Consider the following 19,391-nt stretch of genomic DNA (forward strand, 5'->3'; position numbering starts at 1 on the left):
TAAATTTGTCTGTTTTATGAATTTTCTGATCAAAATACTTTACCTGATTTCTAAATTGCCCTTAAGAATATTATATATTTTTTCGGACATCATTTTCTTCCTGAATTTTTATATTGTGGGATACCGAAAAAAGGTCATTACTCAAAATTTAAAAAATTCATTTCCGGAAAAATCTGATGAAGAAATAAAAGAAATAAGAAAGAAATTTTATCTTAATTTTTCTGATTATCTGGTAGAAACGATAAAGTCTTTCAGTATTTCCCAAACTGAATCGCGTGTGCGGATGCAGCATATCAATCAGCAGATTTTCCATGATGCAAAAGCCGAAGGAAAGAATGTTATCCTTCTTGCCGGTCACGTTTTCAATTGGGAATGGATCAACGCACTTGCAACTTTAACTCCGCAAAAAAACACACATCCCGTTTACAGAAAGGTAAACAGCAGTTTTTGGGAAAATCAAATGAAAAAAGTGCGTAACAAATTTGGAAACGAAGCGCTGGAAGCTAATGAAGTTATCATCAATATTTTTCGCAAAAAAAATGATGGCGAGTCTGTTTATATGTTTGTTGCAGATCAGACACCGTATGTGACAAGTGTAAATTATGGTCTGAAGTTCCTCAATCAGAGAACTCCTGTTTTCATTGGTTATGATAAACTGGCAACAAGAATGGATTTGGTTTTCATCTACTGCGAAATGAAAAAAGTAAAAAGAGGTTTTTATCAGGTCAATTATCACAGAATATATCCGGATGGTGAGAAATTCGTCAATAACGAAGTGGTAAAAAAATTCCATCATTTGCTGGAAAACACGATCCATAAAAATCCAGACAATTACCTTTGGTCTCACCGAAAATGGAAATATCAGGATGCTATAAAAACTTATGACGAAGAATAATGACACAAAAATATCAAAAAATTGCCGTTGTCATTTTAAACTGGAATGGTAAAAACTGGCTTCAGAAATTTCTTCCTAGTGTAATTAATCATTCTTCGGAAGCAGACATATATGTTATTGATAATCAATCAACCGATGATTCCGTTGGATTATTACATAAAGAATTTCCTACCGTACAAATTGTTATTAATAATAAAAATTTAGGATTTGCAGGCGGTTACAATGAAGGTTTAAAAAAAATTGATGCTGAATATTACTGTCTTCTGAACTCTGATGTGGAAGTTACTGAAAACTGGATTATGCCAGTCTTAAATTTATTTGAGCAAAACACTTCCATTGCAGCAATTCAGCCTAAAATTTTATCCTACGAAGACAAAAGTAAGTTTGAGTTTGCAGGCGCAGCAGGCGGATTGATTGACAATCTGGGCTATCCTTACTGCAGAGGAAGAATTTTCGATGATGTAGAAGAAGATTTGGGACAATATGATGATGAAACAGAAATTTTTTGGGCTTCAGGATGTTGTCTTTTTATCCGCTCAATAGATTTTTGGAACCAAAATGGCTTTGATGAGAGATTTTTTGCCCATCAGGAAGAAATAGATCTTTGCTGGAGATTAATTAACTCTGGAAAAAAAATATACTATACTGGAAAATCAAAAGTTTACCATATTGGTGGAGGAACTTTAAACAAACAAAGCGCCCGAAAGACTTTTCTTAATATGAGAAACAATCTTTCCATGATGCTGAAAAATATGCCTTTTCCTAAACTTCTACAAGTCATTTTTTTCAGAATGATATTAGATGGTGCCGCCTCTTTTTATTTTGGATATAAATACGGAATTGCTCATTTCTGGGCGGTAGCAAGAGCCCATTACGGATTTTACATCCATATTCCTGGAACGATTAAACGCCGTCAAAAAAAGCAAATTGCAAATTTCTATCAGTCTAAATGGCTTATCTTCAGGCATTTTTTGCGAAATAATACAGTTTAAAAACTTATATCAACCCGAACATGGATTTTTGTGCATTAGATTTTGAAACAGCAACACACGAGAGAAATTCTGCGTGCGAACTGGGTATTTGCGTAGTTCAGAATTCTGCTGTCGTTGAAACAAAAACATGGCTTATTAAACCACCCAGTTTTCCATATTTTCATCAGAGAAATATTGATGTACACGGTATTTATCCTGATGATGTAAAAGATGCTCCCACTTTTGAGGATATATGGTACGAAGTTGAAGAGATGATGTACGGAACTTTAATGATTGCTCACAATGCGAGTTTTGATGCAGGAGTGTTAAAAGGATGTTTCAATCATTTTGGAATTTTTGCTCCTAAAATTAATTACTTATGCAGCATTCAGCTTGCCAAAAAATCATGGAACTATTTACCCAGATATGGATTAAAACATTTAGCAGAGTACCATAACATTCAATTTAAACACCACAGAGCCGGAGATGACGCAGAAGCATGCGCAAAAATCTCTCTTTTAGCTTTTGAGAAGCTATTTCTGACAACCAATGAAGAGATATCCGACTTTATGAAAGGGAAAATTAAATCCATTTAGATCAGTTGCTCAATACTTCCGAGAGAAGATCAAATTTAGGAATATCAATTTCAAAAGTTTCGTCTGTTTCCATATTTTTCACAAGGTATTTACCCGACATATTCCCGACTCCGGAACGAAGCATTACATTAGAAAAGTAAGCAAAATCCGCATCAGGTTCTATATCTGGAGTTAGTCCTATGACACCATCACCTACAACTTCAGTAAAACCGAAGCCTACATCAAAAATAAGCCACTTTCTCTTGAGAACTTTAATAGGGAAATCTCCTTTATTCTCAATAATAATATTGTATTTAAAAACGAAACGGTTTTCTGATGGATAACTGTTTTTGATATCATATTCAGGAACTACCGAAACCACTATATTCGAAGTAATTTTAGAAAACATCTCATTCAATTTGAGGTAAAAGATACAAAAATCTCGCCTTTTTAAGGGCGAGACTATATTAAATAATAATAAAAGAAATAATCTATTATAAACCTAGACCTTTTCTTTCGTCACCGTTCATCAAAATTCCTACAGGATTGTCAATCGCTTCTTTTACTGCAACAAGGAATCCTACAGATTCTTTACCGTCAATAATTCTGTGATCATAAGACATCGCAACGTACATCATTGGACGAATTACCACCTGCCCGTCAACCGCAACCGGTCTTTGGATAATATTGTGCATACCTAAGATAGCAGATTGAGGAGGATTGATAATTGGTGTAGACATCATAGAACCGAATGTACCACCATTGGTAATCGTAAAGGTTCCGCCTGTCATTTCGTCAACCGTGATTTTACCGTCTCTTACTTTTGTAGCCAAATCTTTGATATTAGCCTCAACACTTGCAAAAGACATATTTTCTGCATTTCTCAAAACCGGAACCATTAATCCTTTCGGACCGGAAACCGCAATTGAAATATCGCAGAAGTCATAATTTACTTTAAAGTCACCATCAATTGATGCATTTACATCCGGATACATCTGTAATGCTCTTGTTACTGCTTTTGTAAAGAATGACATGAAACCAAGTCCTACTCCATGTCTTTGGGCAAATTCTTCTTTATATTGCTTTCTCAATCTGAAGATTTCAGACATGTCAACTTCGTTGAAAGTCGTCAGCATTGCAGTTTCGTTCTTTACAGAAACCAATCTCTGAGCAATTTTTCTTCTAAGAACTGAAAGCTTAGTAGTGGTAGTAGATCTAGAACCTGTTGCCGTCATCGGATTTCCTCCTAATGCAGGAACAGCAGCTAATTCTGCATCAGATTTAGAAATTCTTCCATCTCTTCCGGAACCAGAAACCTGAGTGGCATCAATTCCCTTTTCATCAAGAATTTTTTTAGCAGCAGGAGAAGGAGTTCCTGTAGCGTACGTTTGAGTTGCGGTTGCTGCAGCAGGTTTTGGAGTTTCTTCCTTTGCAGATTCAGCAGCTTTCGGAGCCGTTTCCTGTTTTGGAGCTTCTTCAGCTGCAGGAGTTGAACTTTCTGCCGGTTTTGCAGCATCTCTGTCGATTAAACAAACCACTTGCCCTACCTGTACAACATCACCTTCTTCAGCTTTTAAAGTAATTACACCACTTTCTTCAGCAGGCAATTCAAGAGTTGCTTTATCTGAATCTACTTCAGCGATGGGTTGATCTTTTTCAACATAATCACCATCTTTTACAAGCCAGGTTGCAATTTCAACTTCTGTGATTGATTCGCCCGGTGAAGGAACTTTCATTTCTAAAACTGACATATCGTATTTTTTATTTTTTTAATTTTATTTTTTTGAACTTTAAGGAAAAGATAAAAGATTAACCTCTAATTTCTACCTTCTAATTATTAAGCTGTAACAGGTCTTTTTGCAGGAGCGTCATCTCTGTCAAATACTCGATTGATCACTAAATTCTGATTTTTCTCAAACATTTTATGACTTCCCGGAGCAGGTGCACCGCTTGGAACCGGAGCAACTACCTGAATTCCTGTATCTCTGAAGTTTCTAAGAATATAAGACCATGCTCCCATATTTTCCGGTTCCTCTTGTGCCCAGATAATTGATTTTACATGATTATACTTCGTAAAGATCTCTTCTATTGCATCATTTTGTAAAGGATACAGCTGCTCAAGTCTTACTATTGCAATATTTTCGCAATTTAACTCTTCCTGCTTAGCTAAAAGTTCAAAGTATAATTTACCTGAACAAAGCACTAATTTTTCTATTTTCTTAGGATCTGCGTTTGGATCATCCAAAACAGGCTGGAAACTTCCATTTGCAAAATCTTCAAGCGGAGAAACTACTTTAGGATGTCTAAGCAAAGATTTCGGACTCATTACAATTAAAGGTTTTCTGAATGACCATTTTAACTGCCTTCTCAGTAAGTGAAAATAGTTTGCCGGAGAAGTAACATTGGCAACCACCATATTTTCGTTGGCGCAAAGCGTTAAAAATCGTTCAAGTCTTGCAGATGAGTGCTCTGCTCCCTGTCCTTCCGAACCGTGCGGCAAAAGCATAACCAAACCGTCCTGAATCTTCCATTTCTCTTCTGCTGCTGCTAAATATTGATCGACAATAATCTGAGCTCCGTTCACAAAATCTCCAAACTGAGCTTCCCAGATCGTAAGTGTATTTGGCGACGCCATGGCATAACCGTAATCAAACCCTAAAACTCCATATTCGGAGAGATGAGAATTATAAACATCAAATCTGCTTTCAGATACATGTCTTAACGGAATGTACTCTTCTTCTGAATCTTCAGTTTTTACGACAGCGTGTCTGTGAGAAAATGTTCCTCTCTCTACATCTTCCCCAGAAATTCTTATATTATGACCTTCTACCAAAAGTGTTGCATAAGCCAGCCATTCTCCTATAGCCCAGTCTAGATTATTGGCTTCAATTGCTTTTATTCTGTTTTCAAAAAGTCTGGTAATTTTATTGATAAACTTTTTATCTGCCGGAAGTGTAGACATCTTAATTGCCAATTCTTTCAGCTTGTCAAGATTGTATTTTGTATCAACAGGTTCTAGTACTGCTCCTCTTTTAGCAATCGGAAAATTCGTCCAGTCTTCTGCCATGAAAACATCCATCACATTTTTCTCAATTTCTTTTGATGCATCGAAGTTCTCATCTAAAAGAGCTTTAAATTCTGTCTCCATTTTTGCGATCACATCATTAGACGTAATGCTGTCTTTCAGGAGCTTTTCTTTGTAAATTTCTCTTGGATTCGGATGTTTGGAAATCAGTTTATATAAATTAGGCTGTGTAAATCTTGGCTCATCACCTTCATTATGTCCATATTTTCTATATCCTAATAAATCAATATACACGTCTTTTCCGAACTTCGCTCTGAAATCAGCCGCAAAATGAATAGCATGAACTACCGCTTCTGCATCGTCTGCATTTACATGCATTACAGGAGATTCTGTTACTTTTGCAATATCCGTACAATAGGTAGAAGACCTTGCATCCATGTAATTAGTTGTAAACGACACCTGATTATTTACTACGATATGAACAGTTCCGCCCGTTTTATAGCCTTCCAATGTCATCATCTGAGCTACTTCATAAGCAATTCCCTGTCCTGCAATTGCTCCGTCACCGTGAATAACGATCGGTAATATCTTAGAATAATCTCCTTTGTATTTATCATCTACTTTTGCACGGCAGATTCCTTCCACTAGAGCTGCAACGGTCTCAAGGTGAGACGGATTCGGTGTTAAATTGATAGAAACCTCTTCTCCTGAAGCTGTTTTAACTATTTTGGATGAACCTAAATGGTATTTCACATCACCTGAAAACACATCTTCTTCAAATTCTTTTCCTTCAAATTCTGAGAAAATCTGTTTGTAAGATTTACCGAAAATGTTTGTCAATACATTTAGCCTTCCTCTGTGAGCCATTCCTAGTACAACCTCATCCACTCCCAGCATAGAAGACTTGGAAATAAGTTGATCCAATGCTGGAATCAAAGTTTCTCCACCTTCTAGTGAAAATCTTTTTTGTCCGACAAACTTTGTATGCAGATAGTTTTCAAACGCAACTGCCTGATTTAATTTTAATAAAATTTCAGTTTTTTCATTGGCATTAAGTACTGGATGATTTTCATTTACCTGAATCCACTTTTTGATAAAATCTTTCTCTTCAACATTGTTGATATGCATATATTCTACCCCGATTGAATCACAGTAAATATTCTGCAGGTGAGTGATAATATCCTGAAGCGTTGATGGTTCTTTCATCCCTGTTTCAGTAGCGCAGTTGAATTTTGTATTCAGATCTGCACTGCTTAATCCAAAATTTTCGATATCTAAAGTCGGAGTATAATGTCTTCTTTCTCGAACGGGATTTGTTTTGGTAAACAAATGACCTCTTGTTCTGTATGCTTCGATAAGGTTTACTACCTTAAATTCTTTTTTGATATGATCAGGAATTTCACCATTAGATGCAGCCTGAGATACCTGCTGTACCACCGGTGCAGAATTTCCCGTATTTTGTACGTACTGGATGCTTTCATCGTCGCCGTAGTTTTCCAGTGCAAAATCAAACCCTTGAAAAAAGGCTTTCCATGATGGTTCTAAAGAGTCAGGAAATTTTAAATATTGTTGGTATAAATCCTCAATTAATTGAGAATGAGCTGCGTTTAGGAATGAAAATCTGTCCATTATTACAGTTTATCTATTATTAAATTTTGTTTAACGTATTAATCCTCAAATTTAATAAAAAAAACCGACTTGGGAATGACAAAAATAATATTGAATTTTTTTGTCCGGATTTTATTTGTAAACCGATAATGAAAGTTTCATATTGACTGCATTTCCTTCGGATGGAGATTCTATAAAAGTCTGATAAACATCACCAAATCTCATCTCGTCTTTCTTAGCCTGCTGAATGAGCTGCTGGATCGCTTTTATTCTTCCTTCATAAGATCCTTTATAATAAATCACATAATTTTGGGTTGGACTTACAGATCTGAAGCTGAAGTTATTGTCGGTGATTCCGATTTTTTTAGACAACGGGATTCCCAGAAAATAAGAAACCTCCTTATCTTTGAAATTGTCTGCATCTGTAATGAGAACAGGATACCCTATTTCATCATTTTTCTTACCAAGATCCATCGTCACAAAGTTGTTGACTTTATTAAAATTCATGACGATGTTTTTATACAAAGCATCTTTTTTATTTGAAGTACTGACATTGACACCCAGAATCATTTTTTCATCTTCTTTTTCCACCATCACACTGTCGTATTTGATGGTAGCAAGCATATTGTCTTTTTCAACTTTATTGCTCAGAACATTCTTTAGGTTGAGCATACTTTTATCAATATTATCGGCAAATTTATCTTCTGTCCAAAAATTCTGAGCTCTTGACAAAAGCGGCAGTTTTGGAGTATGCACAAACCAGGTTATTTTTGTCTTTTCGGTGGAAATCGGAGTAAATTTAACATCTATCAATGTTGGATTTTCGTCTTCATCTTCAAAAAGCTGATACCTCAAAGTCTTATTAGGATTTGAATATCTGATAAACATTTCACCTCCGTCTTTACTTGTAGGATCATTGTAGCTTATCGCACTTCCCTGTCCCTCATAAGGGAGATAATAATCTATTACGATATTTTTTGAGCTTGCAAAAAAATTGTTCCAGCGGGTAAAATTCTGAAGATTATCAAACTGATTAAAAACTTTTTCCAATGGAAAATCAATTTCTTTTTCAATTGTAAATTTCTTGCTTTCATCCACAAAAAAATACATAGAAGCTGCATAAACTCCTATCAGCAAAGCTATAATAACCGTTGTAATTTTGATAAAACGCATCGCACAAAAGTAATACAAATAAAAAAAGTGACCAATATATGATCACTCTTGTTTTTTATTTTTGTTGGGTGATAGAAATTTGATGTTGGATGCTTAAGATTCGGCTGTAAAATTTTTTAATAATTAAAATAAAATCATTATTTCTCACAGCACCCAGCTTTCAGCATTAAGCTTCCTGCCTTTATCCTATATGTGTTCCCGGAGTTAATACCGCTCCTTTTTTCACAACAACAATTCCGTCCTGCACAGAATGCGTTCCATAGTCACCATCCTGCAGGTGTTTTCCGCCAATGATTCTTACATTGTCACCAATGTAGCAGTTTTTATCTAAAATCGCTTTTTCAATATAACAGTATTTTCCAATTCCCATATTAGGAAGACCTTTCTTATCGTTATTGATAATTTCCGTTGTATTCTGATAAAAATCGGCTCCCATGATATAGGAATTAACAATCGTACTTCCTTTATCAATTCTTGTACGGTTTCCTATTACAGAATTTTCTATTTTATCTGCCAAAATTATACAGCCATCACCAAAAACCGCTTTACTTACATAAGAACCATTTACCTTAGAAGGCGGAAGCATTCTTGCACGGGTAAAAATTGGCGAGGAAGAAAACAGATTAAACTGCGGAAAATCCTGACAAAGATCCAGATTGGCTTCGTAGAAAGACTCTATAGTTCCGATGTCTGTCCAGTAACCTTCGTATTGGTAGCTCAAAGTTGTGTATTTCCCTATAGAACTCGGGATAATATCTTTTCCGAAATCATCACCAGCTCCTTCTTCAAACATTTTCTTGAGAATGGATTTGGTGAAAATATAAATTCCCATCGAAGCAAGGTATTCCTTACCCTGCATTCTGTTGTTTTCGGAAACTTCAGACTGAAGACCATTTAGTGAATCGAAGCCGGGCTTCTCTATAAATGAAGTGATATTCCCTTCATCATCAGATTTTAAAATTCCGAAGCCAGTTGCATCTTTAGCATTCACGGGAATCGTTGCAATCGTTACATCTCCTCCTTTTTCAATATGAAAATCCAGCATTTCTCTGAAATCCATCTGATATAACTGATCTCCCGAAAGAATCAAAATATATTCATAATCGTACTTTTCCAAATGTTTCATAGACTGCCTTACGGCATCCGCAGTTCCCTGAAACCAGCTGTCGCTGTCAACATTCTGCTCAGCAGCCAGAATATCCACAAAACCTTTGCTGAAAATATCAAAATGATACGAATTTTTGATATGTGAATTTAATGATGCCGAATTAAACTGTGTCAATACAAGAATTTTATTTAATCCTGAATTTAAGCAGTTGGAAATTGGAATATCTACCAATCTGTATTTTCCCGCAATCGGCACAGCAGGTTTTGATCTCGTATACGTTAATGGAAAAAGTCTGGTTCCTCTCCCTCCTCCTAAAACAATTGAAATAACATTTCGGTTCATAAATTATTTGTGGTTTACTTCTAGATTTAAAATCTATTATATGGTTTATTATTATTTATTAGTTTTCCGGTAATTTTTTTGCTTCAAGCTTTCCTATTTCGTCCTCTGCTAGCTTTTTGCTTTTGTTGAGGCTTTCCAGCTTTTGTTCTTTCTTTTCTATTTGGTTCAGTATTTTTTTCTCTTTAGATTTTTCATACTGTATTTTCAGTTCCGATAATTCTGACTGGACTTTGGTTGATTTCTCATTCAGGTTATCCAAATATTTATTGTAAAATTTCAACAGTTTTTCCGAAGCCATCAGTGGCTGTGAAGCCATAAACCTGTTAAATCTTCTCTGTTCTTCATTAATTATCATCATACGGTTTTGATGCTGCATAGTGCGCATCATATTGTCCGTATTATGATTCTGAGCCATTAATCCTTTGGATAAAAGCAAAAATGCAGTAACAGACAAAAGTCGGGAACTCATTAATTTGTTTTAGTTTTTATATAAAGCTATATATTTTTCTGCTGATTTCTCCCATGCAAAATCAAATTTCATGTTAGAAATTACCAATTCATCCATTTTTGTTTTTTCTTTGTAAATCTGAAGGCCTCTGCTCATCGCATGAACAATATCATCTACTCCCGGATAAGTGAAATTAAGCCCTGAACCTCCTGTAGAAATATCTTTTACCGTATCTCTCAAACCTCCTGTATAACTTACAACAGGAACGGTTCCGTATCTCATGGCGTACATTTGATTGAGTCCGCAAGGTTCTACCCGTGAAGGCATCAACAAAAAATCTGCCGAAGCGTATATTTTATGGGAAAGATATTCTTTATAGCCAATATCTGATGCAAAATTAGAGTAAACGGAATCTAATTCTTTGAGCTGCTGTTCCAGATAAGTATTCCCAGAACCCAAGACGATAATATTTAAACCACCAAAAGTTTGCTTGATGCTTCGCCATATTACATCCGGAAGTAAATCTGCCCCTTTTTCGGTAGCAAACCTTCCGATAAATGCAAAAAGGGGAAGGTTAGGATTAAGACCATATTCATTACAAAGTTTTTCTTTGTTTTTTCTTTTAATTTTAAGTGCATTTTTAATATTAAAATTAAAATCAATCATCGGATCACTCTGCGGATTCCAGACATCGGTATCAATCCCGTTGATAATCCCGAAAGCTTTTGAAAACTCTTCCCTTACAAGACTTTCTAATCCTCTGAAGCTTACAAAAAGCTCTTCAAGATAACCTTCAGAAACTGCCGTAAAAGCATGACAGCATTTAATCATGCTTGCTAAAGGATTAATTAAACCATTCCAGTCTAAAAGTCCCCATTTATATTGATCAAAAGAAGGCATATACCTTGCCATTTCCCAGCTCATCATTCCCTGATATTCTCCATTGTGAATGGTTCCGATAGTTTTTACCCCCTTCAGAAAATCGAACTCGCGACAGTTTTCCATCATAAACGGAACCAGACCTGTATGGTAATCATGACAATGCAATACATCGGGACGGATTTTCATAGCAGAAAGCCAATGCAGAATTCCATGCTGAAAAGCCAGAAACTGAAAATTTTCATCTTGATAACCGTATGGATTTTCACGGTCAAGCAATCCCGGGATCTTCACCATATACAGTTCAAATCCTAAAACATTTGTACGCTCTTTCAAGACCTGAACCTGCAGCATATTAGGTCCCTGGTGAATGAATCCGTCAAAAACAGTTTCAAAATCATAATCATAAACAAAATGTTTGTTATACCAAGGCATTACCACCTTTGCATCAATATCTTTTATTTTGTTCTGATATTTTGGAAGTGCTCCTACAACGTCTGCAAGTCCACCTACTTTAGCAACAGGATAACATTCTGTGCTGAGATGAAATATTGTCATTTTTATTTTTTATGCTGTTTAATTCTGTTTAATTTATACTTTCTATCTTTTTTTTGTTTCAAAACAATTCCTGCCAATGGCGGAAGGTTGATAGATATTGATTGATTTCTATTCATCCAGGGTTCATGATTCTCCTTAAAAATATGGGCATCTACACCGCTGCCGCCATATTTTTTGTCATCAGAATTCAGAATCACCTCCCACGATGTTCCGCTATTAACTCCGATAGTATAATCTAAAACCTGAGGGGTGAGATTCAGGACAATCATCAAAACATCATCCCTTTTTTTTCCCTTTCTTAAATAAATAAAAACAGAACGATCCGTATCGTCTGCTTCTATCCACTCAAAACCATCGGCTTTAAACTGATTTTCGAACAAAGCAGTTTCACTTCGATACAAATGGTTGATATCTTTCACCAATGTCTGCAGACCTTTATGAACGGGATATTCCAGTAAATGCCAATCCAGACTTTGTTTAAAATTCCATTCGCTGGTCTGCCCAAATTCATCGCCCATAAATAGAAGCTTAGCTCCCGGATGCGTAAACATGTATACATACAAAGCGCGAAGATTAGCAAATTTCTGCCATTCATCACCTTTCATTTTGTAAATCAGACTCGCTTTTCCGTGCACTACCTCATCATGAGAAAGAGGAATCATGTAATTTTCGTTATACATATATATAGACGAAAAAGTAAGCTTATGATGGTGGTGTTTTCTGTTGATGGGATCTTCTTTAAAATAAAAAAGTGTATCGTGCATCCAGCCCATCATCCATTTCATGCCAAAACCGACTCCGCCATCATGAACAGGTTTTGTAAGCAGCGGAAAATCTGAACTTTCTTCTGCAATAGTCATGATATTATTCCCAAACTCTTTATAAACAGCAGTATTGAATTCCTGCAGGAAAGTTTTAGCTTCAAGATTCACATTTCCTCCAAAAATATTAGGTTCCCATTCTCCTTCATTTCGAGAATAATCCAGATGCAGCATAGAAGTTACAGCATCTACACGGAGTCCGTCTGCATGATAACGATCCAGCCAGAAAACCGCATTAGAAATAAGAAAAGATTTTACCTCATTTCGTCCGTAATTAAAAATATATGATTTCCAGTCGGGATGAAAGCCCTTTCTTGGATCTTCATGCTCATAAAGGTAAGAACCGTCGAATCTGTGCAAACCATTGGCATCGCCCGGAAAATGTGAAGGCACCCAATCTAAGATTACTCCAATATCATTTCTGTGAAGCTCATCAATTAAAAACATTAAATCCTGTGGAGAACCAAACCGTGAAGTGGCAGCGAAAAAACCCGTAATCTGATATCCCCAACTCGGATCATAAGGATATTCCATCACCGGCATAAACTCAACATGAGTAAAACCCATTTCTTTAATATACGGAACAAGTTTTGAAGCAATATCCCGGTAGTTAAGAAATTTTTCCGGATTATCTTCGTTTCTAAGCCACGAACCCAGATGCATTTCGTAAACAGAAATTGGCGACTCCATACTGTTTTTTTTCCAGCGTTTTTCCATCCATTCAGCGTCATTCCATTCATACCAATTGGTAGAAACCATAGAAGCTGCCTGTAGGTTCTGCTCCCAGCTCAGTGCATAAGGATCACTTTTTTCTAATATTTTCCCCTGATGTTCTATCGCATATTTGTACAGCGTTCCCCATGTTAGCGCAGGAATAAAACCTTCCCAAATACCAGATTCGTCCCATCTCGGGAACAGAATATGCTCACGGTGATTCCAGTTATTAAAATTGCCTACAACAGAAACTTTTTTAGCATTCGGAGCCCAAACTGAAAAATAAACTCCTTTTACACCTTCTCTTTCTACCGAGTGCGACCCGAATTTTTCGTAGAGTTTATAATGTTTACCTTCTTTAAAGAGATAAATATCCTGATCTGTAAAAAGGGTAAAAGGTTTAACAAAATTCATCATAATTGGTTTTTACATTCTGCACAACATCATATCTTCCAAAATCATGCGATAACAATCAAATATATACAAAATTTTAGTTTTACCCATGTGTTTTTAAGTCAATTTTAAAAGCATTTATTTAAAAAAAATTTATACTTTTATAAGTTTATAACAGATAAAACACGAGATGAAGTTTATACTCACAACTGCTGAAAATGATGCAAGACCTGTTTTCATAACCGGAAATTTCAACAACTGGAATCCCAAAGATTATGATTATCAGCTGAAAAAAACGGAAGACAACACTTTCTGTATTGAAATAGATAATGAAAGACTCCCTGAAATTATTGATTATAAATTTACCAAAGGAGGATGGGAAAATGTGGAACTGGACAAATACGGAAACATCACAACAAACAGAAAAGTAAACAAAACAGACAATGAAACTACAGATTTTGTAGAAAAATGGAGGCTCAACTGGGGACCTTTTAAAGATGAGTTTTTTCCTATTGTTGAAGTTATTTCTGAAGAATTTTATATTCCGCAACTGGATCGATACCGTAAAGTCTGGGCGCTTTTACCGTATGATTATTATGTATCAGAAAAAAAATATCCAGTCCTATACCTTCAGGATGCTCAAAATTTGTTTAATGAAGGCAGCCCTTACGGAAATTGGGAAATTGACAAAAAACTTTCCATTCTCTCTGAATACGGAAGAGGTGATCTCATCGTAATTGCCGTAGAACATGGCAGCGAAGACCGTATAAAAGAATATATTTTTGACAATGACCATGTTGCGAATGGTTCTGAAGGAAAAAAATACATCCGGTTTATTACCGACACGTTGAAACCTTTTGTAGACCAGCATTACCGTACAAAAAAAGATCGTGACAATACAGGAATCGGCGGAAGTTCTTTGGGTGGACTTATAAGTATTTACAGCGGATTTCTTTATCCTGAAGTTTACTCTAAACTGCTGATTTTCTCACCTTCGCTTTGGGTAGAACCTAATAATAATTTCCCGATGATGAATTTCAGAACTCCCTACAAGACAAAAATTTATCTTTATGGAGGTGAGCAGGAAGGATCGAAAATGGTAAAAAGAATCAAAATCTTTGAAAATTATCTTAAAAAATGGGAAGAAAAAAATCTTTTTGATTTTGAATTTAAAACAAGCATCAATCCCGATGGTTCACACAGCGAATTTTTCTGGTCACAGGAGTTTCCGAGAGCCGTAGAATGGCTTTTCTATAATAATACAGAAAATCCTGTAGAAGTAAAACCTCATCAGCAAGAAATACTAAAATAACTACAAAATGAAATTATACAATAAGATAAACAAGCATTACAATCAGATATTCCAGCTTTTTACTGAAGAATCATGGAGCAGTAATTCAAAAAAATACAATAATAATACAGCACTTTTTTTTTCGGGAAAAAAAAATGAAATTTTCATCCAAACCAGTGAAGACAGTGTTACTTACTTCATTGGATTAGGAAAGGAGGATCTTAAAAATTTTGAGTTTCAGCAAGCAGGCTTGAAGTTTTCTCAATCACAGAAAAATAATATCCAACCTGTTTCCACACTTTTGTGCGCAGATTTCATTTCAGAAAAACAGGCTGCAGAATTCATCAAAGGACTTTATTTAGGAACTTATTACTTTCCTTTTCAAAAAAACCATCCCGTTTGGAACGACTCTTTTGAGTTGCATTTCGGAAACTTGAGTCAGAAAAAACTAGATAAAATTTCAGAAAAAACACTTGCAATCTGTGAAGGTCAGTTTGCTTGTCAGGACTGGCTCAACAAACCTGCTAATTTTAAAAAACCTGAAGCACTTAGCGATTATCTAAAAAATATAGCAGCAAAAAATAACCTGAAATATACCGTATTCAATAGAAAAAAGTGTAAAGAACTTGGTCTAGGAGCTTTTTTGGCCGTAAATCAGGGAAGTGCTTATGATGCCGCCTTTACTATTCTGGAATACAAATCTTCAGAAAAAAATGCAAAAACTTTCGGGCTGGTTGGGAAATGTGTATTATTTGACACGGGAGGAATCTCTATTAAACCTTCCGACAATATGCATTACATGAAATCCGATATGGGCGGCGCAACAGCCGTAATAGGAGCATTGATCTACGCTTCAAAAATGCAGCTTCCGGTAAATATTACAGCTATTTTACCGATCACCGATAATGCGGTTTCAGAAAACTCATATCTTCCAAGTGATGTAATTACCGCTTACAACGGTAAAACCATTGAAGTCCTTAACACCGATGCAGAAGGCAGAATGACATTAGCAGACGGATTATCATATATGGTTAAAAATTACAAAACTGATGTTTTGATTGATTTGGCAACGCTTACCGGAAGTTCCGTAAGAATGTTTGGCGATACTTGTGGCGCAATGTTTTCCAATAATGATGACCTAAAAAGCCTTCTGATCAAAAGTGGAGATAAAACCAACCAAAGACTTTGGAATCTGCCGCTTTGGGATATTTGGATGGATGATTTCAAATCAGATGTTGCAGATTTTAAAAATATTTCAATGAAACCTATCGGAGATTGTATTGTCGCAGCAAAATTTTTAGAGCAATTTATAGAAAATCATCCCAACTGGGCGCATCTTGACATCGCCGGAGTTGCTTTTGGAAATGTAGTATATGCAAAAGATAAGGCTGCAACAGGCTACGGAGTGCAATTATTAACCGATTTAATTGAAAATTATCATTAAAAATTAGTTTTTTTCAAAATTTCTCTGTATAATTGATTAGTAAATTTTCAAAAGCTCAGTTATTATTAAAATTTAGTATTAAATAATCAATAAATAAAAGCTTTTATTTTTTAAAATTTAACAAAATTTAAAAATCACTATATGAAGGAGAAAACTATCGTATGTATTTCGTGCTATTATAAAGGATACGATTTTATGGACGAAATGAAAAATCTCGGCAATAAAATTATCCTGATAACATCCGAAAATTTAAAAGAAAAAAACTGGCCGTGGCATGCAATAGATGAAGTTTTCTATATGCCCGAAATAAAACCTTCAGTATGGAATCTTGATCATCTTGTACAAGGCTTTTCTCACCTGATGAAAAGCCGCAAAATAGATGCTGTTATTGCATTGGATGATTATGATGTGGAAAAAGCAGCTTTGGTGAGAGAAACTTTCCGGATTCCTGGAATGGGACAGACTACCCACCGTTATTTCAGGGATAAGCTTGCTATGCGCCAAAAAGCAAAAGATTCGGAAATTAATGTTCCTGAGTTTACGGCTATTTTCAATGATCAGGAAGTAAGGGATTTTACTGAAACAGTCCCCGCTCCGTGGGTTTTAAAGCCAAGATCTGAAGCTTCTGCATCAGGAATAAAAAAATTAAAAAATCAGGAGGAGCTATGGACAGCATTGGACGAACTAGGAGAAGAAAGACATTTGTTTCTTTTAGAAAGTTTTAAACCCGGTGATGTTTATCATGTTGACAGCCTTACTTTTAACAAAAAAACAGTATTTACTTCAGCTTCAAAATATCTTGCTCCGCCTATGCAGGTTTCGCATGAAGGCGGAGTTTTCAGAACTAAAACCTTAGGAAGATATTCAGAAGAATTTAAGGCTTTGGACGAAGTTAATGCTAAAGTTTTATCAAGTTTCGGACTGCAAAACGGAGCTACTCACACCGAGTTTATCCGTAGTAAAGAAAACGGAAAATGGTATTTCCTTGAGACTTCGTCCCGTGTAGGCGGAGCACATATTCCAGATCTTGTGGAAGCTTCAAGCAACATCAATATCTGGCGTGAATGGGCAAAAATAGAAGATGCCCTCCTTAAAGGAAAAGATTACGAAGTAGCTAAACCTACAGGCTATTATTCCGGTTTGATTGTTGCCTTAATCAAAGATATATCTCCGAACTATAAGGACTTTGAATGTGAAGAAGCCGTAAAATTTATCCCTATTGATTATCATGTCGGGATCGTATACAAATCTAACGATGCCAATATCGTTCAGGAAAGACTGGATACTACTGCGGAGAAAATTCATGCGGAACTTCTTAATATTATCCCCCCTAAAGACAAACCGACAAGCTAACAAGTTAGAAGTTAGTAAAATTATTTTTTAGTGCTTCAATATATTCTGTCGTTATTAAAAATCAAATATTATTAAAACTATATATGCCAAAAATAGAACACACTGATTATTATTCCCACATCCTTGGAACAAGTCTGAAAATTGAAGTTACGGGACATTACGGCTATCCGATCATCATGTTTCCGACTTCACAGGGACAATATACCCAAAACCATGACTTTAACCTTAACAGCAGCATCAATTATTTTGTAGAACAAGGGAAAGTAAAACTTTATAACATTCAAACCATTGATGCATGGAGTTTCTATGACGAAAAAATATCTCCACAGCAGAGAATAAGAAATTATGAAAAATATGTACAGTTCTTAATACAGGAGTTTGTTCCTTATATTCAGAAACTCCATCAGGCACACAGAGTTGCCGTTGCAGGAGCAAGCTTTGGTGGTTATCATGCGGCTAATTTTGCATTCAGATTTCCTGATGTTGTGTCGCACTTATTTTGTCTTTCGGGGGCTTTCAGCATCAGAAATTTTATGGACGGATATTCTGATGAGCTGGTGTATTTTAATTGTCCGCGCGAATTTGTAAGAAATGATGAAGCATGGAAATACAAACATATGCATATTGTTCTGAGCACTTCAGACGAAGACATCTGTAAAGATAAAAATATTGAAATGGCGGAAATTTTAGCTTCAAAAGGAATAGATTTCTGGTATGATGAAAAAAAATGGATCAACCACGACTGGCCTTTGTGGAGAATGACTTTCCCTAATTATATAGAAGCTTTTTTCTCTTAAAAATAAACTTAAAATAAAAACATTAAAAATAAAAAATTATGGCAAAGAAAGTAGGAATATTATTCGGAATGGAAGATACTTTTCCCTGGGCATTTATTGATAAAGTGAACGAAATGGGTGGCGGAGAAATCATTGCAGAACCCGTAAATATTGATAAACTTGAGCAAGGCGCAGATTACGGATATGCAGTCATTATCGACAGGATTTCTCAGGATGTTCCTTTTTACAGAGCATACCTTAAAAACGCAGCACTCAACGGAACCTATGTGATCAATAATCCTTTTTGGTGGAGCGCAGACGAAAAGTTTTTCAACAATGCATTAATGTCAAAACTGGGAATTCCGTTACCTAAAACAGTATTGCTGCCTTCCCATGAAAGACCGACCAACACTTCAGAAACATCTTTCAGAAATCTGAAATTTCCTCATGACTGGGATTATATTTTTAATTACGTAGGATTTCCGGCGTATATGAAACCGCATGATGGCGGAGGCTGGAAAAGCGTTTATAGAGTGGAAAACCCTGAAGATCTTTGGGATAAACTTAGCGAAACCGAGCAACTGGTAATGATGGTTCAGGAAGAAATCGTCTTTCAGGATTATTACAGAGTATACTGTCTAGGACAGAAATACGTTCATATTATGCCTTACGAACCAAGAAATCCGCATCATTTGAGATATGCTACAACACACCAGACAGAAGGTGAGGATTTAAAAAAACTGTTGAAAACGATACATGACTATACCATAAAAATGAATCAGGCTTTAGGATATGATTTCAATACTGTAGAATTTGCTGTGAGAGATGGCATTCCTTACGCAATTGATTTCTGTAATCCTGCTCCGGATGCTGACAAAAATTCTGTAGGAGAAGAAAATTTCGCATGGATTGTAGAGTATGCTGCCAAATTAGCTATTGAAAAAGCTAAAGAATATGTTCCGGGAAAACCCAATATCTCTTGGGGAACATTTGTAAAAAACTCAGTTAAATAATTCA

16 protein-coding genes are annotated in these 19,391 nt (G+C 35.7%); 8 read left to right on the top strand and 8 right to left on the bottom strand.

Annotated features, from left to right (window positions below; genetic code table 11):
- Positions 1-16 precede the first annotated feature (16 nt).
- From AC0NBN_RS05220 to AC0NBN_RS05230, 3 genes are read left to right on the top strand one after another with little or no spacing between them, the layout of a single operon-like run.
- Positions 17-895 (top strand): lysophospholipid acyltransferase family protein, encoded by an 879-nt coding sequence (locus AC0NBN_RS05220; RefSeq protein ID WP_160811992.1) that lies wholly within the window; start codon positions 17-19, stop codon positions 893-895.
- Positions 895-1,887, top strand: coding sequence for a glycosyltransferase family 2 protein (locus tag AC0NBN_RS05225; RefSeq protein ID WP_160811993.1), 993 nt, complete (start codon positions 895-897; stop codon positions 1,885-1,887). Before AC0NBN_RS05220 ends, AC0NBN_RS05225 begins: the two co-directional genes overlap by 1 nt.
- Before the next feature lie 20 nt (positions 1,888-1,907).
- Entirely contained in the window at positions 1,908-2,462 is a 555-nt protein-coding gene (locus AC0NBN_RS05230; protein WP_160811994.1) for a 3'-5' exonuclease, read from the top strand.
- Position 2,463: 1 nt separating this feature from the next.
- Here the strand turns inward: AC0NBN_RS05230 and apaG are convergent, their stop codons facing one another.
- The 8 genes from apaG to glgB all read right to left on the bottom strand — a co-directional run bounded on the left by apaG (position 2,464) and on the right by glgB (position 13,531).
- Positions 2,464-2,850: a Co2+/Mg2+ efflux protein ApaG gene (gene apaG, locus AC0NBN_RS05235; protein WP_160811995.1), complete on the bottom strand. Its 387-nt coding sequence runs from the start codon at positions 2,848-2,850 to the stop codon at positions 2,464-2,466.
- Positions 2,851-2,935: 85 nt separating this feature from the next.
- Positions 2,936-4,192 carry a 2-oxoglutarate dehydrogenase complex dihydrolipoyllysine-residue succinyltransferase gene (gene odhB / locus AC0NBN_RS05240; RefSeq protein ID WP_160811996.1) on the bottom strand — a complete coding sequence of 419 codons (1,257 nt, stop codon included), beginning with the start codon at positions 4,190-4,192 and terminating at the stop codon, positions 2,936-2,938.
- Between the two features lie 86 nt (positions 4,193-4,278).
- Complete coding sequence (locus AC0NBN_RS05245; protein WP_160811997.1) at positions 4,279-7,095, bottom strand: 2-oxoglutarate dehydrogenase E1 component; 2,817 nt, start codon at positions 7,093-7,095, stop codon at positions 4,279-4,281.
- A gap of 111 nt (positions 7,096-7,206) precedes the next feature.
- Positions 7,207-8,247 carry an SRPBCC family protein gene (locus AC0NBN_RS05250; protein ID WP_143884445.1) on the bottom strand — a complete coding sequence of 347 codons (1,041 nt, stop codon included), beginning with the start codon at positions 8,245-8,247 and terminating at the stop codon, positions 7,207-7,209.
- A 181-nt stretch (positions 8,248-8,428) separates the two neighbouring features.
- Complete coding sequence (locus AC0NBN_RS05255) at positions 8,429-9,697, bottom strand: glucose-1-phosphate adenylyltransferase (RefSeq protein ID WP_143884446.1); 1,269 nt, start codon at positions 9,695-9,697, stop codon at positions 8,429-8,431.
- Positions 9,698-9,755: 58 nt separating this feature from the next.
- On the bottom strand, positions 9,756-10,166 hold the full coding sequence (locus AC0NBN_RS05260) for a hypothetical protein (protein ID WP_160811998.1): 411 nt from the start codon (positions 10,164-10,166) through the stop codon (positions 9,756-9,758).
- A gap of 9 nt (positions 10,167-10,175) precedes the next feature.
- Complete coding sequence (locus AC0NBN_RS05265; protein WP_160811999.1) at positions 10,176-11,582, bottom strand: glycogen/starch synthase; 1,407 nt, start codon at positions 11,580-11,582, stop codon at positions 10,176-10,178.
- Positions 11,583-11,584: 2 nt separating this feature from the next.
- Positions 11,585-13,531: a 1,4-alpha-glucan branching protein GlgB gene (gene glgB / locus AC0NBN_RS05270; RefSeq protein WP_474467440.1), complete on the bottom strand. Its 1,947-nt coding sequence runs from the start codon at positions 13,529-13,531 to the stop codon at positions 11,585-11,587.
- Positions 13,532-13,700: 169 nt separating this feature from the next.
- On the opposite strand from glgB, the gene AC0NBN_RS05275 reads away from it, so the two are divergent.
- The 5 genes from AC0NBN_RS05275 (at position 13,701) to AC0NBN_RS05295 (ending at position 19,387) form a co-directional block, all read left to right on the top strand.
- Complete coding sequence (locus tag AC0NBN_RS05275; protein ID WP_143884450.1) at positions 13,701-14,822, top strand: alpha/beta hydrolase; 1,122 nt, start codon at positions 13,701-13,703, stop codon at positions 14,820-14,822.
- A 7-nt stretch (positions 14,823-14,829) separates the two neighbouring features.
- A complete protein-coding gene (locus AC0NBN_RS05280) occupies positions 14,830-16,245 on the top strand; it encodes a M17 family metallopeptidase (protein WP_160812001.1) in 1,416 nt (471 codons plus the stop codon).
- 141 nt (positions 16,246-16,386) lie between these two features.
- On the top strand, positions 16,387-17,598 hold the full coding sequence (locus AC0NBN_RS05285) for an ATP-grasp domain-containing protein (RefSeq protein WP_160812002.1): 1,212 nt from the start codon (positions 16,387-16,389) through the stop codon (positions 17,596-17,598).
- A gap of 83 nt (positions 17,599-17,681) precedes the next feature.
- Complete coding sequence (locus tag AC0NBN_RS05290; protein WP_160812003.1) at positions 17,682-18,395, top strand: alpha/beta hydrolase-fold protein; 714 nt, start codon at positions 17,682-17,684, stop codon at positions 18,393-18,395.
- A gap of 38 nt (positions 18,396-18,433) precedes the next feature.
- Positions 18,434-19,387 (top strand): ATP-grasp domain-containing protein, encoded by a 954-nt coding sequence (locus AC0NBN_RS05295; protein ID WP_160812004.1) that lies wholly within the window; start codon positions 18,434-18,436, stop codon positions 19,385-19,387.
- Positions 19,388-19,391 lie beyond the last annotated feature (4 nt).

The organism is Chryseobacterium sp. L12 (assembly GCF_056133985.1).